Below are 25,283 nucleotides of genomic sequence, written 5' to 3' on the forward strand. Positions count from 1 at the left end.
TCCTTGTGTTAAGATGAAAGTTAATTGTATCTTAAAGTGACTTAAATGCGAACTATCTTGGTAACGCCTCAAACAATGCAGTTCCCAATTTTATGCCAACAACATGAGACAACTCCTCTTTGCTAGCGCAATAGATGGCTTCAAATGTTCCAAAATAAAGAAGCAATTTTTTGATGGTTGCTGCACCGATTCCATCTATAGTTTGAAGCTCCAAACTCATATCGCGTCCTCGTTTTTTCTTCTGATGGTAGGTGATGGCAAAGCGGTGAGCCTCATCACGAAGTCTTTGAATAAACTGTAGGCGCTTATCGCTTGGGGGCAGTTCAAAGGATTGATTTTGATTGTATAAAAGATCGTGCGCACTGCCTTTGGCACGGTTCGCTTTTGCATCGCGTTTCTCTTTAGCAATGGCGAGTAAATCGACATGTACCCCTTTTTGAGAAAGCAAACTTTTGGCTAATTTGAGAATCGTCTCACCACCATCCAGTACCCAAAGATCGGGTGCAGATTCTTTGGAAAAATCATTGATACGACGCTCCAACATCTCCCTCATTTGGGCATATTCATCGGCATGGTGTAGTTCATAACGACGGTAACTGGACTTATCAAATCCTTCATCCCACACAACCATTCCACCCACAGGAGACTTGCCTCCAAGATGGGAGTTGTCAAAAATCTCGATACGTTTAGGAAGTGATGTAAAATCAAACAGGGCTTGCATCTGTTCGCTCAGGGAGTTATTGTTTTTCGTGCTGTGTTGGATTAAAATCGTTTTGGCATTTTCCTGCGCGATGGAAGTCAAATGCAGTTTTTCGCCACGTTGGGGAACGCTGATTGAGATCTTTTGTCCAAATTTTTCACTTAAAAATTGGCTTATGTACTCTTGTTCATTAAAAGATTCTGCGATGAGAATTTGCTTGGCAAAGGTTTGATTCATCGGGTTGTAAAACTCAAAAAGAGCTCGTTGATACAGCTCCTCTTTTTCAAAACCGTACGCATTGTGCATGAGTGTGTGCGAGGTAGAGACGATTTTTCCGCCACGAATAAACAGACGCATAATCACCGCAGTTTTTTCCATGATCTCAACGGCAAAGACATCGTAATCTTCCAGTTTTGAAAGCTCCACATGCGTTACATGTAAAGCGTCTTTAATGGAATTGATGATGTCACGAAGCTTCGCGGCTTCTTCAAAATTGAGTTTCATGGACGCCTCTTCCATCTTTACATGTAAAAGATTGACGAGTTTCTTTTGATCGTTTAACGATTCGAGTGCTTCATGAACAATTTTGTCATAGGTTTCGGTATCTATCTTTTGCTCGCAGGGCGCTAAACAGCGATGAATTTGGTGAAATAAACAGGCTTTTTTACCTTTCAAACACCCTTTTTTTTGTACGAGTGGAAATGCCAAATAGAGCGCTTCCAAGAGTGCTTTTGCTGAACCTGAGAGTGGGCCAAAATATTTGATATGTTTGTCATTGACAATCTTACGTGTGATCTCAAAACGAGGGAAAGGTTTGGAGAGATTGATTGCAATGTACGGGTAAGTTTTATCATCGCGTAGAAGAATATTGTACTTGGGTTTGAGCTGTTTAATGAGCGAATTTTCCAAGATAAGCGCGTCATGTTCACTTTGGACGACAATATACTCGACATTCTCCACTTCACTGATCATCTTCGCGATGCGAGGTGAAAGATTGGGCGCAGCGCTTAGCTCTCCTGAGAAGCGAAAATAGCTCTTGACGCGGTTTTTAATGCTTTTGGCTTTGCCAACATACAAAAGCATTCCCTGCGCATTAAAGTACTGGTAGATGCCCGCATTGTGTGGGGCGTTTTTAAGTTTTTGGGCTAGCATGATCGGTTTTTGGCAATGGTCTCTTTAATCGCTTCAAAAAGCGCGCGCAGTTTTTCGTCTTCGCAGAGTGTTTCAAACTCTCCCGTGGCTTGTTCTGGGTAAAAAATATCAGAATTGGCAGAGACAATTAAAGCCTCTTCTTCACTTTTTTGGTTGGTGACAAAGCTTTGGACCTCTTTTACATGTAAACACGAACACTCTGGAAAATGGGTGTAAACCTCTTTTAATAGACTCTTTATCAAATTACGTTTATAATTAAACTCCATTTTGGCGCAAGGGTGATTGAGTACAAAAAAGAGCGTTTCGTTTTTGGTGTACACAAACCGTATCATGCTTGTGAAGCTTTTGGGTAATAAACTGAGCAATCTGTCGTAACAACGCATTTGTTCATATTTCTTCATAGAAGGTTGTTGTACGAGATGAGAAATTATACTTTTAGAATCTTTCATGTTCTCATTATAGCATGTTTAGGCTTTGCTATAGTTGGTTGCGGATACAAAGGTCCACCAGTGTATGATGATGGTAATGTCACTATTAAGTCACACAAGAAACCTCTTTACTAAATGAAAACGTCTTACGATGTTCTGATTATTGGCACTGGCATTGCAGGCTTGAGTGCTGCTTTAGCACTTCCAAAGTCACTGAGTGTTTTAATCGTCTCTAAAGATTACGCGTGGGAGTGCAATACTTTTTACGCGCAAGGCGGCGTTGCTGTCGCTAAAGACGAAGCCGATATACCTTTACATGTAAACGATACACTGAGCGCTGGTGCTGGGCACTGCGACTCAGCGGCAGTTAATGTTCTCTGCTCAGAAGGTCCTAAAGCAATCAAGCACTTGATCGATATGGGCTTTCATTTTGACACAGATGAAGCGGGGAATCTGCTCTACACTAAAGAAGCAGCACACAGTACCAACCGTATTTTACACGCAGGCGGAGATGCAACGGGGCGGTATATTCACCTTTTTCTAATGCAACAGCTTCCTTTCCCCATTCTGTATAATACGCAAGTAACTGACCTATTAATTGATGAGGGTGTCTGTTACGGTGCGCGTGTTTTTCATGCCGATAAAATTTTCAATCTTTACGCTAAAAAAGTCATTATTGCCAGTGGAGGTGTGGGTTCACTTTATGAATACCATACCAACGCAAGAACCATCAGTGCTGATATGCAGGGCATTTGCCTCAGTCACGGCATCGCGCTTACGGATATGGAGATGATGCAGTTTCACCCTACCGCTTTTGTCCTTGGAAACAGTGTTCGCAAACAGCTTTTAAGCGAGTCGCTTAGAGGTGAGGGGGCAATGGTTGTGGATGAAGATGGCAAGCGTTTTGTGTTTGACTATGATCCAAGAGGCGAACTTGCCCCTCGTGATATTGTCAGCCGTGCTATTTTTCGCTATAAACAAAAAACAGGCAAAGAGGTTTACTTAGATATCAGTGCATTTGAGCCTGAGCATTTTAAACAACGTTTTCCGAGTATTTATTTTAATATGACCAATATTGGTTATAACGTTCCACAGCAGAGAATTCCTATCTCGCCTGCATTTCACTACTCAATGGGTGGTATTAAAACAGATTTACACGGAAAAGTCTTACATGTAAAAGACCTTTATGCTGTGGGCGAATGTGCTCATACAGGCGTACATGGTGCGAATAGACTTGCAAGTAACTCACTGCTTGAAGGGTTAGTCTTCTCAGCCCGTGTCGCGGATGAAATCAAACAGACGATTTCCCAACTCAAAGTTCAACACACGTTTTCTGAAGCCGAAGAAGTGCTTGAGAAAGAAAATGATAAAACACTGAAAAATGAACTACGCCATTTGATGTGGTTTTATGCAGGAATCTTGCGTGAAACGAAAAATTTAGAAAAAGCTAAAAAACGCGTGGAGGAGATGTTGAAGTTGTCCATAGGAAAACTTTTAAGACTCAGACTTCTTGTATCATTAGAGATCATCACCAGTGCGCTTAAACGTAAAGAGTCACTGGGCGCGCACTACCTACAGCAAGGAAACGATCAATGCGAATCTTAGTAGCTTTGTTTACCCTCGTCAATACTATTTGGGCATCAAGCGGTCAAGACCTTACCACAACATGGGTTGGCATTGTCTCTTTGGTCATGTTTATTGTAGGATATTATGTTATTGCCGCGGAAGAAAAATTTCATATCAATAAAGCAAAACCAGCTATGTTTGTGGGTACATTTATATTCATTTTAATTGGTTTTTACAATGCAATCAATGGCATTGATTCTAAGCCATTAACCCACGAAGTTGAGATGCTGATTTTAGAGATAGCGCAAATCTTCTTTTTTCTTTTAGTGGCAATGACTTATATCGAAGTGATGATAGAACGACGCGTGTTTGATGCATTGAAGTACAGGCTCGTTTCAAAGGGTTATTCCTTTAAAAAACTTTTTTGGCTCACAGGCGCTTTAGCGTTTTTCATAAGCCCTGTAGCCGATAATTTGACTACTGCACTCATTTTATCAACCGTTTTGATTACAATTGAAAAAAAGAATCCTGCTTTTTTAGTGCCCGGTGCCATTAACATCGTTGTAGGTGCAAATGCGGGAGGTGCATGGAGTCCTTTTGGCGATATTACGACCTTAATGCCTTGGATCGCAGGTAAAGCAGAGTTTTTTGATTTTTTTGGACTCTTTCCTGCCGCATTTTTAGGCTGGTTAGCTACAGGCTGGCTGCTCTCCTTTTCGGTACCAGAGGGAAAACCTCTTTTTGATGTGCATACTGAAGAGCGTGTCAGAGTTCTTAAAGGCGGAACATCTGTTATCTATTTAGGTGTGTTTACCATTGTGTGTGCGGTACTCTGTCAACAAGTCTTTAACATCCCTCCTATGTGGGGAATGATGTTTGGTTTTTCACTCTTAAAGCTTTACAGCTACCAGCTCAAACGAAGAGATAACGAAGAGTTAAAAACGTTTCTTGCCATTAGCAAAATTGAACACGATACATTACTCTTTTTCTTTGGTATACTTGCGGCAGTTGGAGGGTTACACTTTTTAGGGTATTTGGATTTAGCCATTAAACTTTATGAGAGTGCGGGTGCTACAACAGTTAACATTGGAGTAGGCTTTTTATCGGCTTTTATCGACAATGTTCCTGTTATGAGTGCGGTTTTAAAAGCGAATCCAAACATGGGAGTTGATCAGTGGTTACTTGTCACCATGACGGCAGGCATTGGCGGTAGTTTGATTAGTTTTGGCTCAGCCGCAGGTGTGGGTGTTATGGGAAAACTTAGAGGTATCTATACCTTTGGCTCTCATATGAAGTATGCGTGGACAGTGCTTGTGGGTTATTTGCTCTCCCTTGCTATTTGGTACGTACAGTTTGAAATTTTGGGTTTATATTAACAGAAGGAAATAAATGAAAGAAGTCCCTATTTTAGTCTTAGATTTTGGGTCACAATACACTCAGTTGATTGCACGTAAGCTCCGTGAGAGCGGTGTTTACTGTGAGATCGTCCCTTACAATGAGAAGATTGAAGATATTAAAAAACGTAACCCTAAAGGTATTATTTTAAGCGGTGGCCCAGCATCAGTGTATGCTAAAGATTCGTACCATCCTGACCCTGCTGTTTACGCGTTAGGCTTGCCTCTTCTTGGTATCTGTTATGGGATGCAGCTTTTAACGCAGCATTTTGGTGGTAGTGTTATTCCTGCTACGCATCAGGAGTATGGTAAGGCCGAGCTTAAATTTGAGAGTGATCATAAAATTTTCAAAGATACCACGTGCGGCCAAATTGTTTGGATGAGTCATGGTGATAGGGTTGAAACATTACCTGCGGGATTTGAGAAAATTGGCTACAGTGAGAATTCACCTTATGCTGCAATTGCAGATGAAAAACGCAACATGTACGCTTTTCAGTTTCACCCAGAAGTGTTCCATAGTGATGAAGGCTCAAAACTTCTAAAAAACTTTGCGAAATACATTTGTGGCTGTGAAAGTACATGGAATATGGGCTCATTTGCCAAAGAGCAAATCGCTAAAATCAAAGAAAAAGTAGGCTCTAAAAAAGTGCTTTGTGGTGTCAGCGGCGGTGTTGATAGCTCTGTTGTCGCAACCCTTTTAGCCGAAGCGATTGGTGATAAACTCGTTTCTGTTTTTGTCGATAATGGCTTACTTCGTGCGAACGAGCGTGAGCAAGTTGAAGCGATGTTTAAAAGTCGCAATGTTCCCCTCATTACCATTGATGCGAGTGAAAAATTTTTAAGTCGTCTTGCTGGTGTGAGCGATCCTGAGCGAAAGCGTAAAATCATTGGTGAGACATTCATCGAAGTGTTTGATGAAGAGGCGAAAAAACACAATGGTATTGAATTCCTCGCACAAGGTACACTTTACACCGATGTTATTGAGTCTGTCTCCGTGAAAGGTCCTTCAAAAACGATCAAATCACACCATAACGTGGGAGGACTTCCCGATTGGATGACCTTTGAACTTATCGAGCCACTACGCGAAATTTTTAAAGATGAAGTTAGAATTTTAGGAGCAGAACTTGGACTTCCTAAAGATATGCTCTCTCGCCATCCTTTCCCAGGACCGGGTCTTGCGATTCGTATCATGGGTGAAGTGACCAAAGAGGATTTAGTACTTCTAAGAGCTGCGGATGTCATTATGCTCCAAGAGCTTCGCGCAACAGGTTATTATGAAAAAACATGGCAAGCGTTTACGGTACTTCTGAATGTCAAAAGTGTTGGAGTTATGGGCGATAATCGAACCTATGATAACACCATTTGTGTCAGAATCGTTGATGCGACGGACGGTATGACCGCAACGTTTGCACATATCCCTCACAAGATCTTGGAAAATATCAGCAGACGTATTATCAACGAAGTGAATGGTATTAACCGCGTGGTGTATGACATCTCTTCAAAACCACCTGCAACGATTGAATGGGAATAAAAAAATGATCTACCTCTTCAGCGATAAAGCGTATGAGGGGGTAGTCCATCTCCCACTTTTTGAGATCGTATTTGATCCAACTTCCATTGATTTGGAAGGGTTTGATGCGATCATTTTTACCTCCAAAAACAGTGTTAAAGCGCTTGAGCAAAAAAGCGCTTCGTGGAAAGAGAAAGAAGCCTATGCTATCGGCGAAGGTACAGCATCGTTTATACAACGTTGTGGCGGTAATCTTGTCTTTACATGTAAAGATTCGTATGGTGACACTTTTGCAAAAACATTGATTCCCTTGTTACACAATAAGAGGGTTCTTTTCCCCCGTGCCAAGGAGGTTGTCTCCTCGTTGTTTGAAATCTTACAGGTAAACCATATTGACATAGAAAAGCGTATTGTTTATGAGACAAAATGCAAGCATTACCCTCTTTCTGAAGCACCTCCAAAAAATTCAAAACTTATTTTTTCTTCACCTTCCACGGTACGCTGTTTTTTAGAAAATTTTACATGGGATGAGAGCTATCATGCTATTGCCATTGGTGAAAAAACAGCATCAGCACTGCCTTTACATGTAAAGGTTTTGACCTCGAAAACGCAAAGTATTGAGCACTGCATTGCCTTGGCAAAAGCTCTTTAGAAGCTAAAATCCTTTATAATTGAAGAAGTTTAGTAGTTTACTCGCCTGGGTGAAGCGACAACCGTTTTCATGAGGGTCCAACAATTAGTATAAGGGAACGCGTACATTTTTGGTGTGTCTGTGGTCTCGTTTGAGCTTTGTTTTAAAGCGAGAGATTGCAGCCTAAAGAAAAGGTCGACTCCCAGAAGTTGGCTTATTAGGGCCGCTTCAATCTCGGAACGCTCACTTGGGTTTTACATGTAAACAAAATAAGATTTTTTTGGAGAGTTAATCAATGAAGGTAATGGTTGTTGGAAGTGGTGGCAGAGAGTATTCAATAGGTTTAGCACTGAAACGTGATCCTGACGTAACCGAACTTTTTTTCGCACCCGGAAACGGTGCAACCCCCCAACTTGGGCAAAATGTTTCGTTTAAAGATTACGAGACACTTGCTGATTTTGCCAAAGAAAACGCCATTGATCTTACCGTTGTAGGACCTGAAACGGCCTTAGTAGACGGTATCGTTGATATTTTTAAAGCCAAAGGTTTAGTCATTTTTGGGGCTTCCAAGGCAGCTGCTAGACTTGAGGGTTCTAAAATTTTTATGAAAAACTTTCTCTTGCGTTACAACATCCCAACCGCAAAATTTATCGAAACCAGTGATGCAAAAAAAGCCAATGATTTTATCGAAACATTAGAGCTTCCTATTGTTGTCAAAGCGGATGGTTTGTGTGCAGGCAAAGGTGTGATCATTGCGCAAAGCAAAGATGAAGCCAAAGAGGCAGTCAGTGATATGCTCAGCGGTAAAAGCTTTGGTGATGCTGGACTTGGCGTTGTTGTTGAAGAATTTTTAGATGGCTATGAGCTTTCTTTATTTGTAGTGTGCGATGGTGTTGATTATAAAATCCTTCCAGCAGCACAAGATCACAAACGTCTTAAAGATAATGACATTGGACCTAATACAGGTGGTATGGGTGCATATGCGCCAACCCCATTGATTGATGAAGAGCTCTATAAAAAAGTGGAAGAACGTGTTGTTAAGCCTACTTTGGCAGGCATGCAAAAAGAGAATGCTCCATTTGAGGGCGTTTTGTTTATTGGTCTGATGATTGTCAAAAATGAGCCAATCGTTTTAGAGTATAACGTTCGTTTTGGTGATCCAGAGTGTGAAATTTTAATGCCTCTTTTAAAAACACCTGCAAGTGAGCTTTTTTACAAAGCAGCTACGGGGAATCTTAAAAATTTAAAGATTGAATTTTTTAATAAATACGCCATTGCTGTAGTAATGGCAAGTGAAAATTATCCGTATGGTGATTCAAAACCTGCTGAGATTATTATTGATAAAAATGTCCATGAAGGTTTAGAAAACACGCATATTTCCTATGCTGGCGTTAGCCTTGAAGACGGTAAACTTTATGCAACAGGTGGACGTGTTTTACTATGCGTAGGTGTTGGTGAAAGTATCAAAGAGGCACGTGAACTGGCCTATTTATTGTGTGGGCAAGTGCATTTTGCAGGCAAACAATTTAGAAGTGACATTGCGTATCAGGCACTCAAACATGACAAATGAAGAGTTGATTGAAAAGTTTGAGAGTGAGAATATTACGCTTTCTTCGCTACAAAAGCGTGGGCTTGCTTATTTGATCGATGAGATTTTGATTTCTGTTTTATTTGCATTTATTTACTTTGATCAAATCCCAGATAACATGAGTACGGAGGAGATGATTGGTGCGATCAATAGTCTTTTTGGCTACGTTATTGTTTTAAAAGTAATTTATCAAACGTATTTTGTGTGGATGTATGGTGCAACATTGGGTAAAATTGCAATGAAAATTAGAGTCATATCAATCGATGATTTGGAAAAACCTTCATTGATATTATCACTCAGTCGAGCGGCTTTTAGAATTATCAGTGAGTCCATATTTTATTTAGGTTTTATATGGGCAGCTTTAAATCCAAAAAGAGAGACATGGCATGATAAAGTTGCCAGTACGTTGGTGGTCAATGCAAATTAAACTTTTTATTTTACTGATGCTTTCTTTTGGAAGCGTATGGGCGGCACAAACACAAAAAACACCTCAAGATGTTGAAGTTTTAGCGAACATGGTTAATAAAGAGGGAACTTTAGTTCATGCTAAAGGGAATGTTGTCCTTTATAGTCCAAAATATCTTATTACGGCAGATGAAGCTTATTATGATCAAGCCAATGGCGATTTAGAGCTTTTTGGAAATGTCACAATGCTTGAAGGTGTGAGTTATGCAACCAGAAGTGGACATACAAAGCTTAATCTAAATACCGATAAAGGTGTCTCCAACCCGCTTTTCTTTTTTGATGAGAGCACTAATGTGTGGATCAAATGCGAAGATGCAGTTTTAAATCCAGAAACTTACGTTACACAAAAATCGATTGTTTCAAGCTGTAATACGCAGGATCCTGATTGGAAGATCGCTTTTACAACGGGTGAATTTAATAAAGAGAGTAAATGGTTACATCTTTATAATCCTGTTTTTTATGCAAATGATATTCCTGTCTTTTACCTTCCTTATTTTTCGTTCTCAACCGATACTACTCGTCGAACAGGGCTTTTACGACCTCAATTTGGATTGGGAAATTCAGAAGGATTTTATTACATGCAACCTATCTATTTTGCTCCTGCTGTAGATTGGGATGTTGAACTTCGTCCTCAGGTAAGAACAAGTAGGGGAAAAGGAGCTGATGCAACGTATCGTTTTGTAGACTCTCCTTATTCACATGGAGAGATGACGACGGGTTATTTTCAAGAGAACAGTGAATATGCAGAGAAAGAGAAACTTAAAAATAGCTCTCACTATGGATATCATTTGATGTATGATCGAAGTGCACTTTTGAATCCAAAGTACAATAATCTTGAAGATGGTTTGTGGGTTGATATTAATTATTTAAATGATGTTGATTATATCAATACTTTACGAGGAAATTCTTTAAGCTACGATAAACTTGTCACATCAAGACTCAACTATTATGTTAAAAATGAAGATGATTATTTTGGTTTTTATTCAAAGTATTATATTGATACCACTAAAATTTCTAATCAAGACACATTACAAGAATTGCCAACACTCCATTATCACCATTTTGCTTCACCTTTATTGTTAGATAATTTACTTTATTCTGCTGATTATAAAGTAAATAACTATGAACGTAGAGTTGGAACAACTGCTTTACAAAATGAAGCTGATATCCCTTTGACACTTTATTTTTCATTTTTAGAAGATTACTTGCATGCGAGTATTTCTGAAAATATTTATATGTCTCGCATTAATTATGGAAACGATGATAGTAATGAAAACTATGGAAAATATTGGAGAAATTATCATAAGTTTACTTTGTATACAGAAGTAGCAAAACCCTATGACTCTTTTTATCATACGATGTATATTGGCATAGATCACATTCTCCCAAGTAAAGAGAATGAAGATGGATACCTTGCTGATTTTATTACGCTTAATACCTTAGCAAAAAGTACAGCAGTTACACTAAGAGAATTTTTCTATAATAGTGATGGTGAAAAAAAAGTAAGCCACAAGCTTAAACAAATTTATTACAGTGATTATGATTATAAATATGGCGATTTGGAAAATGACCTTAAGTATCATATAACAGATAAAATTTCATTAGGAAATAATATCTATTATTCTCATGAGTTTAGCAAAATTTCGCGGAATCAAATTTCTATCAATTATGCGGATGAAATCTATTCAACATCTTTACGCTATACCTATCAAGATGATACGTACAAAGAAAATACAATTTATAGAATAACCAGAGATACAACATCTAATAAAGATTATAGTTATGTAACTTTCTATGCAGATACAAAATATATTACACACTATAATATTTTTACGAGCATTGATTATGATGTTCGTGATGATGAATTTAAATCTTGGAGTATTGGTTTTAAAAAAAGCATGAAATGTTGGGATTATTCATTACAGTATAGAGATACAACAACACCTAAATTAACGAGTACCAGCATAGATTCTGTGAATAGACAAGGAATTATGTTTATGTTTAATCTCTATCCTATGGGAAGCTTAGGATATGAATTTTCGCATGAAACACAACAAAAATTATAAAAATAATAATGAGATTTAGTTAAAATCGAAGGAGAAGAAGAGTGGAATACAAAATTAAAGTCAATAATCAGGAAGAAATTTACGATCTTGGTAAAGTTGCAAAACAAGCAGCAGGGGCTGCTTTGTTGAAGATTAAAAATACTGTTATTTTAGCAACTGTATCAAGAGATGATTCACAAGTTGCAGAAAATTTTGTACCTTTAACCGTACAGTACATTGAAAAAACCTATGCAGTTGGAAAAATACCTGGTGGCTATTTTAAACGCGAAACAAAGCCTGGTGATTTTGAAACGCTTACTTCACGTGTTATTGACAGAAGTCTTAGACCACTTTTCCCAAAAGGGTATGCGTACCCAACCCAAATCACTGTTTTTGTACTGAGTTGTGATCCTGAAGTTGATCTTCAAGTAGCAGCGCTTAATGCTGCAAGTGCTGCTCTTTATCTCTCCGATATTCCTGTCAATAAAGCTGTTGCAGGTGTGCGCATTGGTTTTATTGATGGAGAGTACGTTGTCAATCCTTCAAATTCAGCCCTTAAAACCAGTACATTAGATCTTTATGTTGCCGGTACAAAAGAAGAGCTTTTAATGATTGAGATGCGCTCAATTGCTTCAATGGAGACAATGAGCTTACCTGTTATGGCAATTGATCCAATGTTAGATCCAACATTGGCAGAGAGTGTTATTACAAAGCAATCAATCAATGAGTTTGATGAAGATGCTATTTTAATCGCTATCGATAAGGCACAAAGTGCTATTACAGAAGCAACAACGGCGTATGAAGCAACATTTAAACCGCTTAAAAAAGAAGATGCTATTCTTGATTATAAACAAGATTTAGCCAATGATTCTATTTTGGCTTATGTTGATGAGTTTTATAAAGAAGAAGTTCATAATGCAATTAATCAAATGGCAAAAAGTGAGCGCGCTAGTGAACTTGGAAGAATTATCAAGAAAATTTTAACAGATGAAGTGGCAGTTTTAGAAGGTTGGAGCAAAGAGCTAGTTGATAGCGTTGTGAATACTTATAAAAAGAAGATTGTTAGAGAGATGATTATTGAAAAACGTGTTCGTGCAGATGGAAGAAAGCTTAATGAAATTAGACCAATTAGCATTGAAACCAATATTTTACCACTTGCACATGGTTCATGTCTGTTTACACGAGGTCAAACACAAGCATTAGCGGTTGTGACACTGGGTAACGATAAAGATGCTCAAATGTATGATCTTTTAACAGAGAAAAATACCATAAACGATACCTTTATGGTGAACTATAACTTTCCAGGTTTCTCCGTTGGCGAGGCTGGTCCCCTTCGTGCACCAGGACGTAGAGAATTAGGACATGGTAATCTTGCACGTCGTGCATTAGAGCCTGTTCTTGATAGAAATCGTTTGCAAACCATTCGTTTGGTATCAGAAATTTTAGAATCAAATGGTTCTTCTTCAATGGCAACCATCTGTGGTGGAGCCTTAGCACTTCGTGCTGCGGGAGTCAATCTTGAAAAACTCGTAGCGGGTATTGCTATGGGACTTGTTTTTGAAGGTGATAAGCACGCAGTACTTAGTGATATTATGGGACTTGAAGATCATGATGGCGATATGGATTTTAAAGTAGCTGGTACACGCGAAGGCATTACAGCGCTTCAGATGGATATTAAACTAGGCGGTATTTCACGTGATGTTCTTAAAGAGGCATTGTACCAAGCCAAAGAGGGTAGAGCACATATTTTAGGGCTAATGGAAACTGCAAATCAAGAGATTGTGATCAACAATGCTATCTTGCCAAAACTTGAGCTTTTTAGTGTTGATCCATCAAAAATCGTTGATATCATTGGGCAAGCAGGTAAAACTATTCGAGAAATTATCGAGCGATTTGAAGTCTCCATTGATCTTGATCGTGAAAAAGGCGAAGTTAAAATTGCAGGAGAGAACAAAGAAAAAGTTGAAGCTGCAAAAGAACACATTATTCAAATTACCAATAAACCTTCTTTTGGTGGACGTGGTGGTGGAAGAGATAGAGGCGGTGATCGACATAGTGCCCCTAGAGAAGAGAAGCCAGTACCAACATTCGTACAAGATGAAGTAGTTGATGGTGTTGTTAAACGTATTGTTGATTTTGGTGCGTTTATTGAACTTCCTGGTGGCATTGATGGATTGTTACATGTCTCCAAAATTGCTGATCATCGTGTGGATAAAGTAAGTGATTATCTAGCGCTTGAGCAAAAAGTGCGTGTTAAAGTTTTGAAGCAAACAGGGAATAAAATCGAACTAGGCCTTGAGCGTTAACTTTAAAGGCTTTTTAACAATTAGGTGGATATAATCTCGCTCACAAAGTGGAAAGTAGGGGTTTTATCCGAACAGACTTTGAAAAACAAATAGGAGCAATCTTTGAAAAAGATTCTTTTTTTAATGGTAGCATTTGCAACATTAGCGTTTGCAGGTGAGGGTGAAACAGTTAAAGCTTACTCAGCACTCGCTGTAGGTATCGTACTTGGTCTTGCTGCACTTGGTGGCGCAATCGGTATGGGAAATACTGCATCTTCAGCAATTTCTGGAACAGCAAGAAATCCTGGTCTTGGTGGTAAACTTGTAACTACAATGTTTATTGCACTTGCGATGATCGAAGCACAAGTTATTTATGCACTTGTTATTTCTTTGATCCTTCTTTACAAAAACCCATTTCTTGGTTAATTAACACAACAAATAAATGAGACCTTTTTTAAAGGTCTCACTCTTCTTTTATGCGGTCGTGGTGAAACGGTAGACACACTACCTTGAGGTGGTAGCGCCCTACGGGTGTGGGGGTTCAAATCCCCCCGACCGCACCATTTTCTTCTTTTAATCCCCTAAAATAGGCACTTTTAGAACAAACCAAAAAAATTACTGTTTCCCCCACATACCTACGAATAAAGCAAAATATCAGTTTTAAACGAAGTGAAGTGACCCTCTATATAACTTACATAAACATCATAAATCATACGAGTATTTGAGTGACCAAGATATTGAGATAATTCAAGCGGTGTACAGAGTTGTTTATAAAGCATATTTGTAGCAAACGTATGGCGCATGTTATAAGGTCGTCTATATTCAATACCTAGTTTTTTAAGTAAAGGCTTCCACCAATAGTTACAAAAGATATGCGTGTCATGGTATGGATTACCGTATTGCGTTGTCATCATGTAGTTATCATTTTCACGTTCAAACATTTTTACGATGTAGGGATAAAGCGTATCAAGGATAGGAATATCTCTTATTGACCCGAATGTTTTAGGCTTAACATCACCAAAACGTGAGATTGTAGATCGAATATGAATTACTCTCTTTTCAAAATCAATATCAGCACGTTTAAGAGCTAATATTTCACCCGTTCTCATTCCCGTAAAGAAACCCATAGCCAAAAGATAAACAAGGTTAAAATTATAGTTTTCTGCTCCCTCTAAGATACGTTTGACATCATCACTCGTAAAAGGTTTAATGCGTGGTGCATGGTATTTAGGAAGTGCTACGTGTATCATAGGGTTTTTATCTATTATTTCATCTTCCAAAGCAACGTCAAGAATACCCTTTAAAACGCTTAAGTAATTTCGTTTAGACTTATTCCCCACACCGTCTATTTTTTTGTACCAAAGCTTTATGTGAGAGGCTTTTATATCTTTGATATTCATGTTATGAAATTCATCAAAGCGCTTATTGATGATACGTCTATTTTTATCAAAGTAAGAAGGCTTCCATTCGTCCTCATTGAGTTCAAGATAAAGGGAAGCGTATTTTTGGAAAGTCATTTATGCTCCGATATTCTCAAAGTTAGTGTTAAAATCATTGAGTGATTGAATTTGACCGTGAATGAGTCCACGCTTAATACACTCGTTTTGAACTAATCCAAAGTGTTGAAGATTGCAGAGTTCAGGATTAAGTTTGTGATAGTATTGAACAAGATCATAGTTTTTGCGATGTGCTATCGGTTTTGGATACAGTTCTATTTTTTGACCTTTGACATTAAATAGTTCAATTTTGATTGTTTTCCTTTTTTCTCTAATCACGAATTTATCTCTATATCGCATAGTGTTCGGCTCTTTTATCTCTTTCATTTCGCCAAACTCATGGACGAGTGAACCATCTTGGAACATTTGATAAAGACCTCTTTCGTATTGAAGTGTTTTACCACTTTTTATATCTTCAAAGATGAAGTAATCATTTTCAGCAGACCACTCGCACATAGAGTTAATTTTAAGATCAGAGAGGTATAACCAATCATTCTCTAAAGGATAGACTTTGTTATAGACCCATTGAGGCACGAGTGTGTGTGAAGTCGTAAAGCGGACAATACGGTTTTTAATGTACCATGCTTGAAGCTCATCTATTTGTGCTTGGTTTTTAATATCCATGAATGATTTAGTGACATATTTGAGTATGTAGCCGACTGGATTAGTTAATGTCCATTGAAAACCGTTAAGCTCACCTTTGGCGATCTGTTCAGGAGATAGACGTTTTTTATCTTGACCGATATTTTGAGAAGCGCCAAAGATTTTTTCAAACTCTTTTTTGAGTTTATCAATCGAGCTAAAAGGTACATAGAGCAGAACATGAGCATGAGGCACACCGCTTTCGTGTGGCTCAACAGCAAAGAGATAACCGATTTTAGTCTCTTTACGGATATTGAGGATTGTACGAGTTTTAAAAAAGCTATCCCATTGCCATCTTAGTACCATGTAAAGATCATGTGCATTAAATGCCTCTTGGAGTAGGGCTTTAGTGCGAAAGTATCCGTAACGATCATTTTCAGGAAGTTTACACAAGAGATCATCATTAAAGCGTGAGTAGTCACCATAGAAAAGATCGTGTAGCCAACCATCAAGCGTGAGTGTCATAAAGATAGGCGTTAAATCAAGATTAGTCATTGCTTGTTGAAGAGTGTTTACTTTGTTAACAAGTTGAGCATAATAGCGTGATGAGATATTCGCACTCATGGAAACATCAAGCAATGATTTACATGTACCGTTTGAAGTAACAAAATTTGATGTCGATAAATACTCTTTTTGACGGTTAATTTTTGTTTGAGCGTTTTCAACGTCAAAAGAGTTAAGACCGTATTTCATATAAGCACCTTTTTTAAAAATGTCGGGAAACTTTTGTTAAGTTGACAAGAGAGCTTCGCTCATGCGGTGCGGTTGCTCCTCTTCGCTCTTGCTCGTTAAGTCAAAAAAACCTAAAATCAGCTGTTTAGGATGGAGTCTCAAAATGAGTTAACCACCTTTATAGCACCTTACGTTCTCATCACCTCGCAGGTTGTAACGGTTGGTACTGTTACGCTGCGCTAGTCCACACGTTCGCTTATAGGCTATGAGCCTCGCTCTCTTTTATCTGCGATGCTTTTTTCCCTTGTCTCTATCGAAGAAAAGTACACCCAAAATGCAAAACCCAATACAACTAAAACTAAAAAAACTACGTCATACCATGTAAACATTTTGCACCCTTTCAATTCTGATTTTTTGTTGTTGATTTAGCTCTGTTTGTGCCGTTTGTCGTGTCAAAATCTCTACTTAGTCCAAAGCTATTAATCGCTGAATTATGGATAAGCAGATTGACGTAAAAGCTCCGTTTTGTGATAGGTTGTGTAGAGATCACGAAAAAGACTTGTTTTTCTACAAAGGCTTTAAACTGGTCGAGTGTAAGAATTTGAGTACCGATGTAATAGACGTTATCCATCACAAAGACACGGTAAAGGCTTTGAGCTTCAATGTTGGTGTAAGGCTCTTTCACATAATCGTCATAGGTAGAAAGCTCATCTTTTTTAAGGTTGCCTCGTGCGCCTTTAACGGAGTTCGGAGGAGGCAAAGAGAGGTCATACTCTTGTTTAGGTTGAGGAATTTCTTTTGTGGTATTCTGCTCGACTGGTTGAGGCGTACTTTTCATGCCACCAAAGAGAGAATAAAAGGTGTAAATAAATAAGCCTATTGCGATAATGATTAATACAAAAAAGATATAAAGGTACTTTTTCCAATAAGACTTTTTAACTTCAACAGTACGTCCACCATCACCACTCACATAGAGCATGAAAGGGTTGAAGTCATTACCGCTTTTGTCTTTGATGGTTTTTTGCTTTTTATATTTGATCTTATCACGACCACCCGTGATGATGTTTTTACCTTCCGAGTCGTACAAATCGAAAACAATATCATTGATAGGATCAGCTTTCATGGAGTATTCAGGAGCAATGTAAAGCTCAAAATCAATACCTAAATACTTATCATGTACTTTATCAAGACTTTGGGTCATTAATAGAAAATCACAAGGACCGTAATGTCGCTGTAATGAGAAGAAATTTGAGATCATTTCGCACGTTTCTAGGTTCGCTTGAGCGGTTGAAAACGTACTTAGTCCAAATTGGCACTCATCATAAATAAAAAGCGTTGGAGTACGTTCTGATTCGGGCTTTTGTTTTTCTTTCATCTGCTCATCAAAGAGTATTAAAAGATCTTCTTTTGTCCAATATTTATCTTCGTGTTTGATCTCTATGTCATTGTTACCGCTTAGCTCTTTAAAAAGGGCGGGTTTAAATCCACCAACGTTCGTAATAAGACGTTTATAGAGGGTATGGCGTGGTACTTTACCATTCGGAGAGTCCACAGGCTCAAAGAGAAAATGTATAGAGGTTAAGCTTTTACCGCTACCTTGTCCACCTATCAGCACCTTAATCATGGTTAATTACCATACGTCCAAAACTGTACCATTTTCATTTTTAACCAGTTTGCAGACATAAACGAAAAGTACGTAGCTAAAAGATCAAATGCTTTCAGTTGTGTGAGAAACCAACAAATTGTAGGAGTCATGAAAGAACTCATATTAATATGAGACATTGCAAAATCTTTAACACCACTCATAACCGTTACAAGAAGAGTAGTATAGAGAGTAAAAAAAACTAATTTTGCACCTTTTTTACCAAAGAGCTTAATTAGAAAATCTGTAAGTGCTGTAAAAAATCCAGTTAAAAACATTGGCATATTAATTCCTTAAAAAATCTCTAAGACCAAGAACATAGATAAAAGCCATCATAATGTTTGCAATCGTTCCAAAAGGGAATTTGTCTAAAAAATCCTTTGGAGGGAATTCATACGTTTTACCACCGATTGTAAACTCCGCAGTTTCGCAGTAACACGCACCGTTATAATTATTGAAATTGAGATTTAACTTATTTGTATCAAACCATGAATTATCAGGTAAAAGATCAGAAAGGGCAAAGTTAGAGTTGTTTAGATCAGGAGCTTTAAAAGAGTCGTTATTGTCAAACATACCTTTAATTTTTGAGAGAAGCGAATTTGTGGAATTTAGATCATTATGTAATGTGTCAAGTTTACCATGCGTACCGTTGTTGTCTTTATGTAATTTTTCCAATTTATCATTAGTCTCGCTCATATCAGTACCGTTTGAGTCTTTAATTGCTTTTAAAATATCTTCTAATACACTTTTAATTTCTTCGCCTTTTTCGTTAATAGCGTTGGTAGTGCCATTAACCGCTCCCGTAGTTGCATTAATAGCATTTTTAATATCAAGAGAAGCATTGAGCTGTTTAGACGCATTTTCAAGATCAGCAGTTACCCACTTACCCATCATATTGCGGTATTGAACTTGACCTTTATACTCATCATCCATAAGTTGATACATTTTATCGGTCTTTGCAGTACCTAATTTCATTTCAGCCAACATATCGTTAAAGGTTGTGCTATTTTTCCCCATCTGCTCTTTAATAACTTTAAAATCAAGACCAATCTCTTTTAATGCCGTGGTTGCATCTTTTTGACCGTTTTGAATAGCGTTAAGAGCATTTACAACATCCGCTTGTGAAGGTGTTGTTGGCGTAGTGGGTGTTGTAGGATTAGTCGGGGTAGTTGGCGTTGGGTCGGTAGGCGTTGTAGGGTTTGTTGGATTAGTGGGCGTTGTTGGAGTCGTAGGCGTAGTAGTACCTCCCGTGCCACCACTTCCTCCACTACCTGAATTTGGGTCAGTTGGTGTGGTAGGATTAGTAGGTGTTGTTGGAGTCGTAGGATTTGTAGGTGTTGTTGGATTAGTTGGAGTATCAACAGGATTGGTATATACAGCGATTTTTGTACCGTTAGCACATATTGGAAAAGACTTATCATAAGTTTTACCACCAGCAGTATCTTTAATAGTTGATAGAACACCTTGATCGCCATATGAACTTCCAATTGCGTCACATGCACATGAAGCTTTTCCACTTACTGTTCCAAAACTTGAACAATCAGTACATTGCCCTGATGATGATGTATATTGACCAGCAATTGGGTCGCATTTATCGGGTTCAGGTTTAGGAGCACAAATGGATTTATCATTTAAAACAGTATTTTTAGGACAACCACTAACTATAGAAATACTCATTGAATAATTTACATAACATGTAAGAGAACCATCTGTATGTGTACCAACAAAAAACTTAATAGTACCTCCATTACGATTCTGTAAAACACTACCAAAAATATTCCAGTCTTGTGGATTGCACTGATATCCGAAATCATAAAGTATAATATCAGCATATTGACCACCAAAACCGCTAACACCTTGAGGAATGTAAATAGTACCATTGGAAAAAGGTTTTGGATAGCCCTGTTCAGTAGGAAAAGAAGGCTCTTCAACAGAAAAAAGTGATAATGAAAATATCATTAGAATTAAAACTATTTTTTTCATTTTGAAATCCAAATAATCTCTATTTCAAGAGCTTGTAAGAAGTGGTAAACGTCAATCACGATAAATGTCATTTGATAACCTTTACTTGAATAAAGATAGTCAAGGTATTGCGTACTGTTTTATTTGTCTCATATGCGAAGATATACTCTAAGATAGGAATATCACCAAGCACGGGGATTTTAGAGACAGATTTAATATCTTGACTTGCTGTTAATCCACCAATAGCAATACTTCCACCGTCCATAAGGTTAAAGTCACTATTGATTGATTTTTTATTGGTTTGAATGAGTCCATCATCGCTCTGTTTTTTCAGTGTTTCATTGATAAAAGAGGTGTTTAAAATGATAAGACCATTCTTTTGAATAAAAGGGGTGACTTTGATCGTTAAACCTAATTCTTTTTGAATGTAGGTATTACGCACAGAGGTTGACGTTGCAGAGTCATAAGAGGACGTTTTAACGCTTACGGTGTCACCCACATTCATGGTTGTTGATTTACCATTTGCAACGATCACCGTAGGTTCACTTACGATCTTTAAATAGTCTTGTGACTCTAAATCCGCTAAGACCGCCTCAAAATCTGCACTAAAGAGCTTATCAAATGTCAATTTTTTAAAGTCCGTTGTGACCGTTGAGAGATTAAGCGTGGAGGTTAGTTTTGGTTGAAAGCCTTTCTCTTTGAACTTCTCATTATTGATTTCAATAACTTTCATAGTCAGTTCAACATTAGAGAGGTTGGCGGGGTCGATAGGTTTATACTCTTTTTCGTCAATAATGTAATAATCGTTGTAGTCATTGAGGAACAGACCTTTTGACTCAATAATCCTTTTAAATGTTGAGAATAAAGTATCAGGGCTAAGATCATCTACAACAAAATAATCAGCACTCATATTTTTAATATCTTGCGAAATAAGAATGTTTTTTTTACATGTATCAGAAACATAAATAGCGAGATCACGAAGTGAATAATTAGTCGGTGCAATAGGTTCAGCGTAGACGCTTATCATCAAAGCGATAGAGAGGATAAAAGCTTTCATCTAAAAAACTTTGTATAAACAAGTCTTACAAGATAAACAGGTAAAAAGCCTTTAATAAAAACCGTAAAGACAATATCAAGCACATAGTTAGCGGGTAAGCTTGCAGTCATTGAAAAATGGATAATGTCTACCATACCAAACTCCAAAGCATAAGGACAGAAACCAAAATGGAAACAAGTGCATTGAGATAATTAAAGTCCTCATTTTTCATGCCGAGTGTGTTGTTAGTAGGTATCTTTTTACATATACTTGAAGTAGCGTTATACTCATAACCATCAATAAAATCATCACCAAGACTTAAAGAAGAACTTTGTTGTTGAACACCCGTGTGACTAAACGTATAGTAAAGATAACCCGTTTTAAAATAAAAGTCTTTAACACAAGCATTTTGAGAAACAAACAAATAATCAGCATATGAAAGGCTTGAAAATAAGCATAAAATAGGTAATAAGTTTTTCATAATCAGCACCTTAGAAATAGAAAGAGGAGACCATCATCTCCTCTTTGCAACTCTCAAAATGAAGAACGCACCAAATACCATGAGTTTCATGCCTAAGATAGCACTTGCAACAAGGTAATAAGCGGTTAAGTCAATTTGAGTAATCATGTTAGATTAGCCTCTGTGAAGAACTTTTCTAACAAAACCCCATGCCAAAGGAGCAAGAGAAATGGCAATGACAGAACCAAGAACAGCCAAAACCATAACTTGGATACCAGTAAGCTGTGTAGTCAAATCAGTAAACCAAGCAGGGTCAGCCGCCATAGCGTTAGAAGCAAGGGTTGTTAACCCAACAAATAAACCAAGTCCGAGTGTTGAAATCTTTTTCATAGATTCCTCCGTGATGTGTAGTAGAGTATTTAAACCCTCTATCAAAGGCACGGATTAAGTGCCTTTTGTAGAAGATTATTAAGAGGCTTTAGGCGGTATAGGCTTTTTAGGCTCTAAGATGGTATTAATTTCTGTTATGAGATCGCCAGCTTTTTTGGTAATGGCTACGGTGTAATAGTCTTTTTGGGATTGAGGAAATTTACCTTTACATGTAAAAGCAATGCCATTATTTTGAAGCTTCACAATTTTTTCGGCAAGAGTCTCGATCTCACTTTGGCTCTCACCGCTAATCTCAAAATTGACGGACTCATCTAGCGAGGTATCTTCGTTCACTTCAAAGAAAGACGTTGTGCAAAGTTTGAGCTTATATGATGGTCTTTCAGCATTTTTATTTAACTCTTTCATCTGCTCTAACGTCATAAAAGAGCCTTGCATTGTGTATTCAGTCAATGAATATGTCAAGTCAAAACCATTTAAAATATAATTACTTTCAACAGGAGAAGCACCAACGACAAATTTCAAATCTTGGTTTTTTTCAAGTTTTGGCAAATCTTCCAAAAGCTCTTTTGCGCTAATGTTTGCAAATGCGTAATGCTTTTGAGCACGTTCACGATCTTTTGTGTATGGCTTTTGAAATACGCCTACACGTAAAGGCAACATCATGCCTTTTGCGAAATACTCTTTAAGTGCGTTATTGAGCTTTATAGCCTCAATACGATTTTCACATTTAACCACTACGTCAATAAGGGAAATAATCGAAAAAAGTGGATTAGATGGACTACGCTCGATGTTTTCGGTTGTAATGACTACATGATCTTTATGAGGGTAACGTGACCCAACAGAGTGGATTTGAGGCTTACGGAGTAGAACTTCAGCTTGGTAAGCTTGTTTGAGATAGTGAGGATAGACTTTGGTTGAATCTTGCATGGTAGCACCTTTTTAAGAGTTGTTTGAGCACCATTTAACAAGACAGAGCAGTAGGTGCTGACAAACTGCTCCGCTAAGACCCCTAAAGACCTTGCTATTTGAAAAGACGTGTTTTCAGATAACGAGATTTTTATAATATAAAAATGCAGTTTTTTTCATAATCATTATTTTTTAAAAAATAATGTATTTTTCTATGAAAAATAAACAAAAACGATATAATTGAAATTTCACATATATATATTTAATTTAAAGCAAAAAGGTAAAAAACAAAATAGGTAATAATTCCATATTCAATTGTAATTTTAAGTAATTAATACTTAGAACAAAATTAAAAATAGGCAATTATTCCACTTATTATAAAATTAATTGGGAATTATTGTATGACAAGAGCAGAACTAGCAAAGTTAATTGGTAAAGATGTTAAAACATTAAATAATTGGGAAAAAACTAATCCTGAATTAGTTAAGCTGATAAATCAAGGGTTAGCATTAGATGAACATATTGAAGAAGTAGAAAAAAGTTTAAAGAAATTAAAAGAAATAAAAGAATCAGCAAATAGTGGAAAGTTCAAATTGAAATAAAAGGAATTATTACAATAATGGTAAACGCAGTGACCCCTGATAAAGAAAATAGATCACCCCTAACAAATGTTCAAGATAGACAGTTAAATAGAATTAATACAAATATAAAATATATTAATGAGAATGAAAAAGAAGTTAAAGTTGTTATTCGTTCAAGCCTTCCAAATAAAAAAATTATGATAATTGATGATGTACTTGAGAAAATATTAAATTCGGAATTTCAATTCATAGCTTTACAAAATATCAATCAATTAGAAAAATATGATAGAGCATTGGAGGATTTTAGAAATTCAATTCATGCTTTTTTAAGAAGTAATAATGAAACAAGTCAAAATGCATTATTTGAATCTGCAGAAAATATTAAAAATGTTATTGATGAGATATTAAATGTCATTCCTACAATATCAGTAAATGAACCCATAGAAGAAGGAAAAATAATAATAGAAAATGATTATGTAGAAAAAACGTTAGAAAATTTGGAATTTAAAATTTCGCTCTTCTTAGAACAAGTTTACCCAAATGATATAAAAACAATTAATACAAAAATAGAAAATAGTGAAAGCGAAAAAAAGCTCAACCAAAAACTTGAAGAAATTGATAAAAGATCATCTGATTCTAAAGAATTATTTGGAGTAGCACAACAGTCTCTTTTAGATCTAGTAAGAACAGAAAATCTAGTAAATAATGAGATACAAGAGCTAAAACGAGCAAAAGAAGGGCATATCGCATATACGCTTTCTGATAAACTTGAAGAAAAATTATCTAATTGTAGAATTGACAAATATTTCAAATTAGCACTTTTATGTATAGTTATTATAGGAATGCTTATAATAAATTATAACCTATTAGATTTTTCAATTAATTCAATTAAAGAAAGTAAGTTTTGGGAATTACTCACAATGAAAATACTATTTAATATTCCATTAGCTTTTTTAGTAATTTTCTTTTTGAATGAATATAACAAAGCAAAGCGATTATTCGAAGAATTTGATTATAAAATCATTATGGCTCAAACACTTATGAATAATTATAATAGGCTAAAAAAAGAATTTTTAGGAGAAAAAGATTTATTAGAAACAAAAGAACAAAAAATAGCAAAAGAAGAAAAACTACTTGAGATATTCAAATCTCCTATTGAAAAAATCTTTGAAAACCCTGTTCATAGCGTTTTTGGAGATAAAAGTGGAGATAAAGGTCTAGGAATAGAGCAACTTGAAAAACTTGTTTCTATTGCGAGCAAATTAAAAGATAAAAAAGATTAATATTACGAAAAAGACTAAGGTGCTGATTTATGAAAAAACTACTTGTCCTTGTTGGACTACTTACAAGTATGTATGCAATCCCACCATGCGAATTACATGATCAGAAAGTATGCACATATTTTTATAAAGGTGCAATGAGCGCAGAAATAATAATAGTAAATTTATCTCCCGATACTGTACTTGTTGAATATGCTGGAGGAATATTAGATTGGAAAACAAAAAGCGTAACCAATTTAAAACTTGAAGCAGGACAAAGATACACAATACTAAAATCAACATATGAAGATCACGAAAAAAAACCAACGTATAACATTTACTCAATGAGCTACAAAGTAATACCAAAGAATAACGAACAACAACAAACAATAAAACAATCTAGCAATGATGAAAGAAAAGCAAATATCAAAATTGAAATGCACTAAAAAATTGTTAAAAAGGAAAGGAAGTAT

24 protein-coding genes and 1 tRNA gene are annotated in these 25,283 nt (G+C 36.8%); 13 read left to right on the forward strand and 12 right to left on the reverse strand.

The features are described 5' to 3' along the window. Positions 1-52: 52 nt before the first annotated feature. Both uvrC and SAR02S_RS03280 read right to left on the reverse strand, forming a co-directional pair. Entirely contained in the window at positions 53-1,852 is a 1,800-nt protein-coding gene (gene uvrC, locus SAR02S_RS03275) for an excinuclease ABC subunit UvrC (protein ID WP_041956835.1), read from the reverse strand. Next, positions 1,846-2,184: a hypothetical protein gene (locus SAR02S_RS03280; RefSeq protein ID WP_232293976.1), complete on the reverse strand. Its 339-nt coding sequence runs from the start codon at positions 2,182-2,184 to the stop codon at positions 1,846-1,848. The genes uvrC and SAR02S_RS03280 overlap by 7 nt, the downstream gene beginning before the upstream one ends. A gap of 231 nt (positions 2,185-2,415) precedes the next feature. Between SAR02S_RS03280 and nadB the strand changes: the two genes are divergently transcribed. The 10 genes from nadB (at position 2,416) to SAR02S_RS03330 (ending at position 14,327) form a co-directional block, all read left to right on the forward strand. Continuing rightward, positions 2,416-3,885 carry an L-aspartate oxidase gene (gene nadB / locus SAR02S_RS03285; RefSeq protein WP_041956838.1) on the forward strand — a complete coding sequence of 490 codons (1,470 nt, stop codon included), beginning with the start codon at positions 2,416-2,418 and terminating at the stop codon, positions 3,883-3,885. After that, positions 3,873-5,222 carry a sodium:proton antiporter NhaD gene (nhaD, locus tag SAR02S_RS03290; RefSeq protein WP_041956840.1) on the forward strand — a complete coding sequence of 450 codons (1,350 nt, stop codon included), beginning with the start codon at positions 3,873-3,875 and terminating at the stop codon, positions 5,220-5,222. Before nadB ends, nhaD begins: the two co-directional genes overlap by 13 nt. Before the next feature lie 13 nt (positions 5,223-5,235). After that, positions 5,236-6,771 carry a glutamine-hydrolyzing GMP synthase gene (guaA, locus tag SAR02S_RS03295; protein ID WP_041956842.1) on the forward strand — a complete coding sequence of 512 codons (1,536 nt, stop codon included), beginning with the start codon at positions 5,236-5,238 and terminating at the stop codon, positions 6,769-6,771. Between the two features lie 4 nt (positions 6,772-6,775). After that, positions 6,776-7,402, forward strand: a complete 627-nt coding sequence (locus SAR02S_RS03300) for a uroporphyrinogen-III synthase (protein WP_041956844.1) — start codon at positions 6,776-6,778, stop codon at positions 7,400-7,402. 274 nt (positions 7,403-7,676) lie between these two features. Beyond that, a complete protein-coding gene (gene purD / locus SAR02S_RS03305; protein ID WP_041956846.1) occupies positions 7,677-8,951 on the forward strand; it encodes a phosphoribosylamine--glycine ligase in 1,275 nt (424 codons plus the stop codon). Beyond that, complete coding sequence (locus SAR02S_RS03310; RefSeq protein ID WP_041956848.1) at positions 8,941-9,396, forward strand: RDD family protein; 456 nt, start codon at positions 8,941-8,943, stop codon at positions 9,394-9,396. Before purD ends, SAR02S_RS03310 begins: the two co-directional genes overlap by 11 nt. Continuing rightward, positions 9,356-11,500 (forward strand): LPS-assembly protein LptD, encoded by a 2,145-nt coding sequence (locus SAR02S_RS03315; RefSeq protein ID WP_052433509.1) that lies wholly within the window; start codon positions 9,356-9,358, stop codon positions 11,498-11,500. Before SAR02S_RS03310 ends, SAR02S_RS03315 begins: the two co-directional genes overlap by 41 nt. A gap of 41 nt (positions 11,501-11,541) precedes the next feature. Beyond that, the gene (locus SAR02S_RS03320) at positions 11,542-13,785 is read left to right on the forward strand and encodes a polyribonucleotide nucleotidyltransferase (RefSeq protein ID WP_041956850.1); all 2,244 of its coding nucleotides are present in this window, start codon (positions 11,542-11,544) and stop codon (positions 13,783-13,785) included. Positions 13,786-13,887: 102 nt separating this feature from the next. Continuing rightward, positions 13,888-14,190, forward strand: coding sequence for a F0F1 ATP synthase subunit C (locus SAR02S_RS03325; RefSeq protein WP_041956852.1), 303 nt, complete (start codon positions 13,888-13,890; stop codon positions 14,188-14,190). 52 nt (positions 14,191-14,242) lie between these two features. Beyond that, positions 14,243-14,327, forward strand: a tRNA-Leu gene (locus SAR02S_RS03330). A gap of 72 nt (positions 14,328-14,399) precedes the next feature. Here the strand turns inward: SAR02S_RS03330 and SAR02S_RS03335 are convergent. From SAR02S_RS03335 to SAR02S_RS03375, 10 genes are all read right to left on the reverse strand, one after another. After that, positions 14,400-15,281: a site-specific integrase gene (locus SAR02S_RS03335; RefSeq protein WP_041956855.1), complete on the reverse strand. Its 882-nt coding sequence runs from the start codon at positions 15,279-15,281 to the stop codon at positions 14,400-14,402. Continuing rightward, positions 15,282-16,595 carry a rolling circle replication-associated protein gene (locus SAR02S_RS03340; RefSeq protein ID WP_041956857.1) on the reverse strand — a complete coding sequence of 438 codons (1,314 nt, stop codon included), beginning with the start codon at positions 16,593-16,595 and terminating at the stop codon, positions 15,282-15,284. A gap of 379 nt (positions 16,596-16,974) precedes the next feature. Then, positions 16,975-18,198 carry a zonular occludens toxin domain-containing protein gene (locus SAR02S_RS03345; RefSeq protein WP_041956859.1) on the reverse strand — a complete coding sequence of 408 codons (1,224 nt, stop codon included), beginning with the start codon at positions 18,196-18,198 and terminating at the stop codon, positions 16,975-16,977. A 2-nt stretch (positions 18,199-18,200) separates the two neighbouring features. After that, positions 18,201-18,500, reverse strand: coding sequence for a hypothetical protein (locus SAR02S_RS03350; RefSeq protein WP_041956861.1), 300 nt, complete (start codon positions 18,498-18,500; stop codon positions 18,201-18,203). A 1-nt stretch (position 18,501) separates the two neighbouring features. Beyond that, positions 18,502-20,175, reverse strand: coding sequence for a hypothetical protein (locus SAR02S_RS13475; RefSeq protein WP_198133067.1), 1,674 nt, complete (start codon positions 20,173-20,175; stop codon positions 18,502-18,504). Between the two features lie 91 nt (positions 20,176-20,266). Beyond that, positions 20,267-21,235 carry a type II secretion system protein GspD gene (locus SAR02S_RS03360; protein ID WP_041956863.1) on the reverse strand — a complete coding sequence of 323 codons (969 nt, stop codon included), beginning with the start codon at positions 21,233-21,235 and terminating at the stop codon, positions 20,267-20,269. Beyond that, positions 21,232-21,369: a hypothetical protein gene (locus SAR02S_RS13405; protein WP_156961431.1), complete on the reverse strand. Its 138-nt coding sequence runs from the start codon at positions 21,367-21,369 to the stop codon at positions 21,232-21,234. Before SAR02S_RS13405 ends, SAR02S_RS03360 begins: the two co-directional genes overlap by 4 nt. Beyond that, complete coding sequence (locus SAR02S_RS03365; RefSeq protein WP_041956864.1) at positions 21,363-21,695, reverse strand: hypothetical protein; 333 nt, start codon at positions 21,693-21,695, stop codon at positions 21,363-21,365. Before SAR02S_RS03365 ends, SAR02S_RS13405 begins: the two co-directional genes overlap by 7 nt. Before the next feature lie 153 nt (positions 21,696-21,848). Further along, entirely contained in the window at positions 21,849-22,064 is a 216-nt protein-coding gene (locus SAR02S_RS03370) for a hypothetical protein (RefSeq protein WP_041956865.1), read from the reverse strand. A gap of 78 nt (positions 22,065-22,142) precedes the next feature. Continuing rightward, positions 22,143-22,991: a hypothetical protein gene (locus SAR02S_RS03375; RefSeq protein ID WP_041956867.1), complete on the reverse strand. Its 849-nt coding sequence runs from the start codon at positions 22,989-22,991 to the stop codon at positions 22,143-22,145. A 380-nt stretch (positions 22,992-23,371) separates the two neighbouring features. On the opposite strand from SAR02S_RS03375, the gene SAR02S_RS03380 reads away from it, so the two are divergent. From SAR02S_RS03380 to SAR02S_RS03390, 3 genes are read left to right on the forward strand one after another with little or no spacing between them, the layout of a single operon-like run. After that, on the forward strand, positions 23,372-23,572 hold the full coding sequence (locus SAR02S_RS03380; RefSeq protein ID WP_041956869.1) for a hypothetical protein: 201 nt from the start codon (positions 23,372-23,374) through the stop codon (positions 23,570-23,572). 17 nt (positions 23,573-23,589) lie between these two features. After that, complete coding sequence (locus tag SAR02S_RS03385) at positions 23,590-24,834, forward strand: hypothetical protein (RefSeq protein ID WP_041956870.1); 1,245 nt, start codon at positions 23,590-23,592, stop codon at positions 24,832-24,834. A gap of 29 nt (positions 24,835-24,863) precedes the next feature. Next, positions 24,864-25,256: a hypothetical protein gene (locus tag SAR02S_RS03390; protein ID WP_041956872.1), complete on the forward strand. Its 393-nt coding sequence runs from the start codon at positions 24,864-24,866 to the stop codon at positions 25,254-25,256. Positions 25,257-25,283: the final 27 nt, after the last annotated feature.

The organism is Sulfurospirillum arsenophilum NBRC 109478 (genome assembly GCF_000813345.1).
Lineage (GTDB): Bacteria > Campylobacterota > Campylobacteria > Campylobacterales > Sulfurospirillaceae > Sulfurospirillum > Sulfurospirillum arsenophilum.

Coding starts and splice junctions, on each gene's coding strand:
- uvrC (WP_041956835.1), bottom strand. CDS start 1,852: ATGCTAGCCCAAAAACTTAAAAACGCCCCACACAATGCGGGCATCTAC.
- SAR02S_RS03280 (WP_232293976.1), bottom strand. CDS start 2,184: ATGATACGGTTTGTGTACACCAAAAACGAAACGCTCTTTTTTGTACTC.
- nadB (WP_041956838.1), top strand. CDS start 2,416: ATGAAAACGTCTTACGATGTTCTGATTATTGGCACTGGCATTGCAGGC.
- nhaD (WP_041956840.1), top strand. CDS start 3,873: ATGCGAATCTTAGTAGCTTTGTTTACCCTCGTCAATACTATTTGGGCA.
- guaA (WP_041956842.1), top strand. CDS start 5,236: ATGAAAGAAGTCCCTATTTTAGTCTTAGATTTTGGGTCACAATACACT.
- SAR02S_RS03300 (WP_041956844.1), top strand. CDS start 6,776: ATGATCTACCTCTTCAGCGATAAAGCGTATGAGGGGGTAGTCCATCTC.
- purD (WP_041956846.1), top strand. CDS start 7,677: ATGAAGGTAATGGTTGTTGGAAGTGGTGGCAGAGAGTATTCAATAGGT.
- SAR02S_RS03310 (WP_041956848.1), top strand. CDS start 8,941: ATGACAAATGAAGAGTTGATTGAAAAGTTTGAGAGTGAGAATATTACG.
- SAR02S_RS03315 (WP_052433509.1), top strand. CDS start 9,356: ATGATAAAGTTGCCAGTACGTTGGTGGTCAATGCAAATTAAACTTTTT.
- SAR02S_RS03335 (WP_041956855.1), bottom strand. CDS start 15,281: ATGACTTTCCAAAAATACGCTTCCCTTTATCTTGAACTCAATGAGGAC.
- SAR02S_RS03340 (WP_041956857.1), bottom strand. CDS start 16,595: ATGAAATACGGTCTTAACTCTTTTGACGTTGAAAACGCTCAAACAAAA.
- SAR02S_RS03345 (WP_041956859.1), bottom strand. CDS start 18,198: ATGATTAAGGTGCTGATAGGTGGACAAGGTAGCGGTAAAAGCTTAACC.
- SAR02S_RS03350 (WP_041956861.1), bottom strand. CDS start 18,500: ATGCCAATGTTTTTAACTGGATTTTTTACAGCACTTACAGATTTTCTA.
- SAR02S_RS13475 (WP_198133067.1), bottom strand. CDS start 20,175: ATGATATTTTCATTATCACTTTTTTCTGTTGAAGAGCCTTCTTTTCCT.
- SAR02S_RS03360 (WP_041956863.1), bottom strand. CDS start 21,235: ATGAAAGCTTTTATCCTCTCTATCGCTTTGATGATAAGCGTCTACGCT.
- SAR02S_RS13405 (WP_156961431.1), bottom strand. CDS start 21,369: ATGGTAGACATTATCCATTTTTCAATGACTGCAAGCTTACCCGCTAAC.
- SAR02S_RS03365 (WP_041956864.1), bottom strand. CDS start 21,695: ATGAAAAACTTATTACCTATTTTATGCTTATTTTCAAGCCTTTCATAT.
- SAR02S_RS03370 (WP_041956865.1), bottom strand. CDS start 22,064: ATGAAAAAGATTTCAACACTCGGACTTGGTTTATTTGTTGGGTTAACA.
- SAR02S_RS03375 (WP_041956867.1), bottom strand. CDS start 22,991: ATGCAAGATTCAACCAAAGTCTATCCTCACTATCTCAAACAAGCTTAC.
- SAR02S_RS03380 (WP_041956869.1), top strand. CDS start 23,372: ATGACAAGAGCAGAACTAGCAAAGTTAATTGGTAAAGATGTTAAAACA.
- SAR02S_RS03385 (WP_041956870.1), top strand. CDS start 23,590: ATGGTAAACGCAGTGACCCCTGATAAAGAAAATAGATCACCCCTAACA.
- SAR02S_RS03390 (WP_041956872.1), top strand. CDS start 24,864: ATGAAAAAACTACTTGTCCTTGTTGGACTACTTACAAGTATGTATGCA.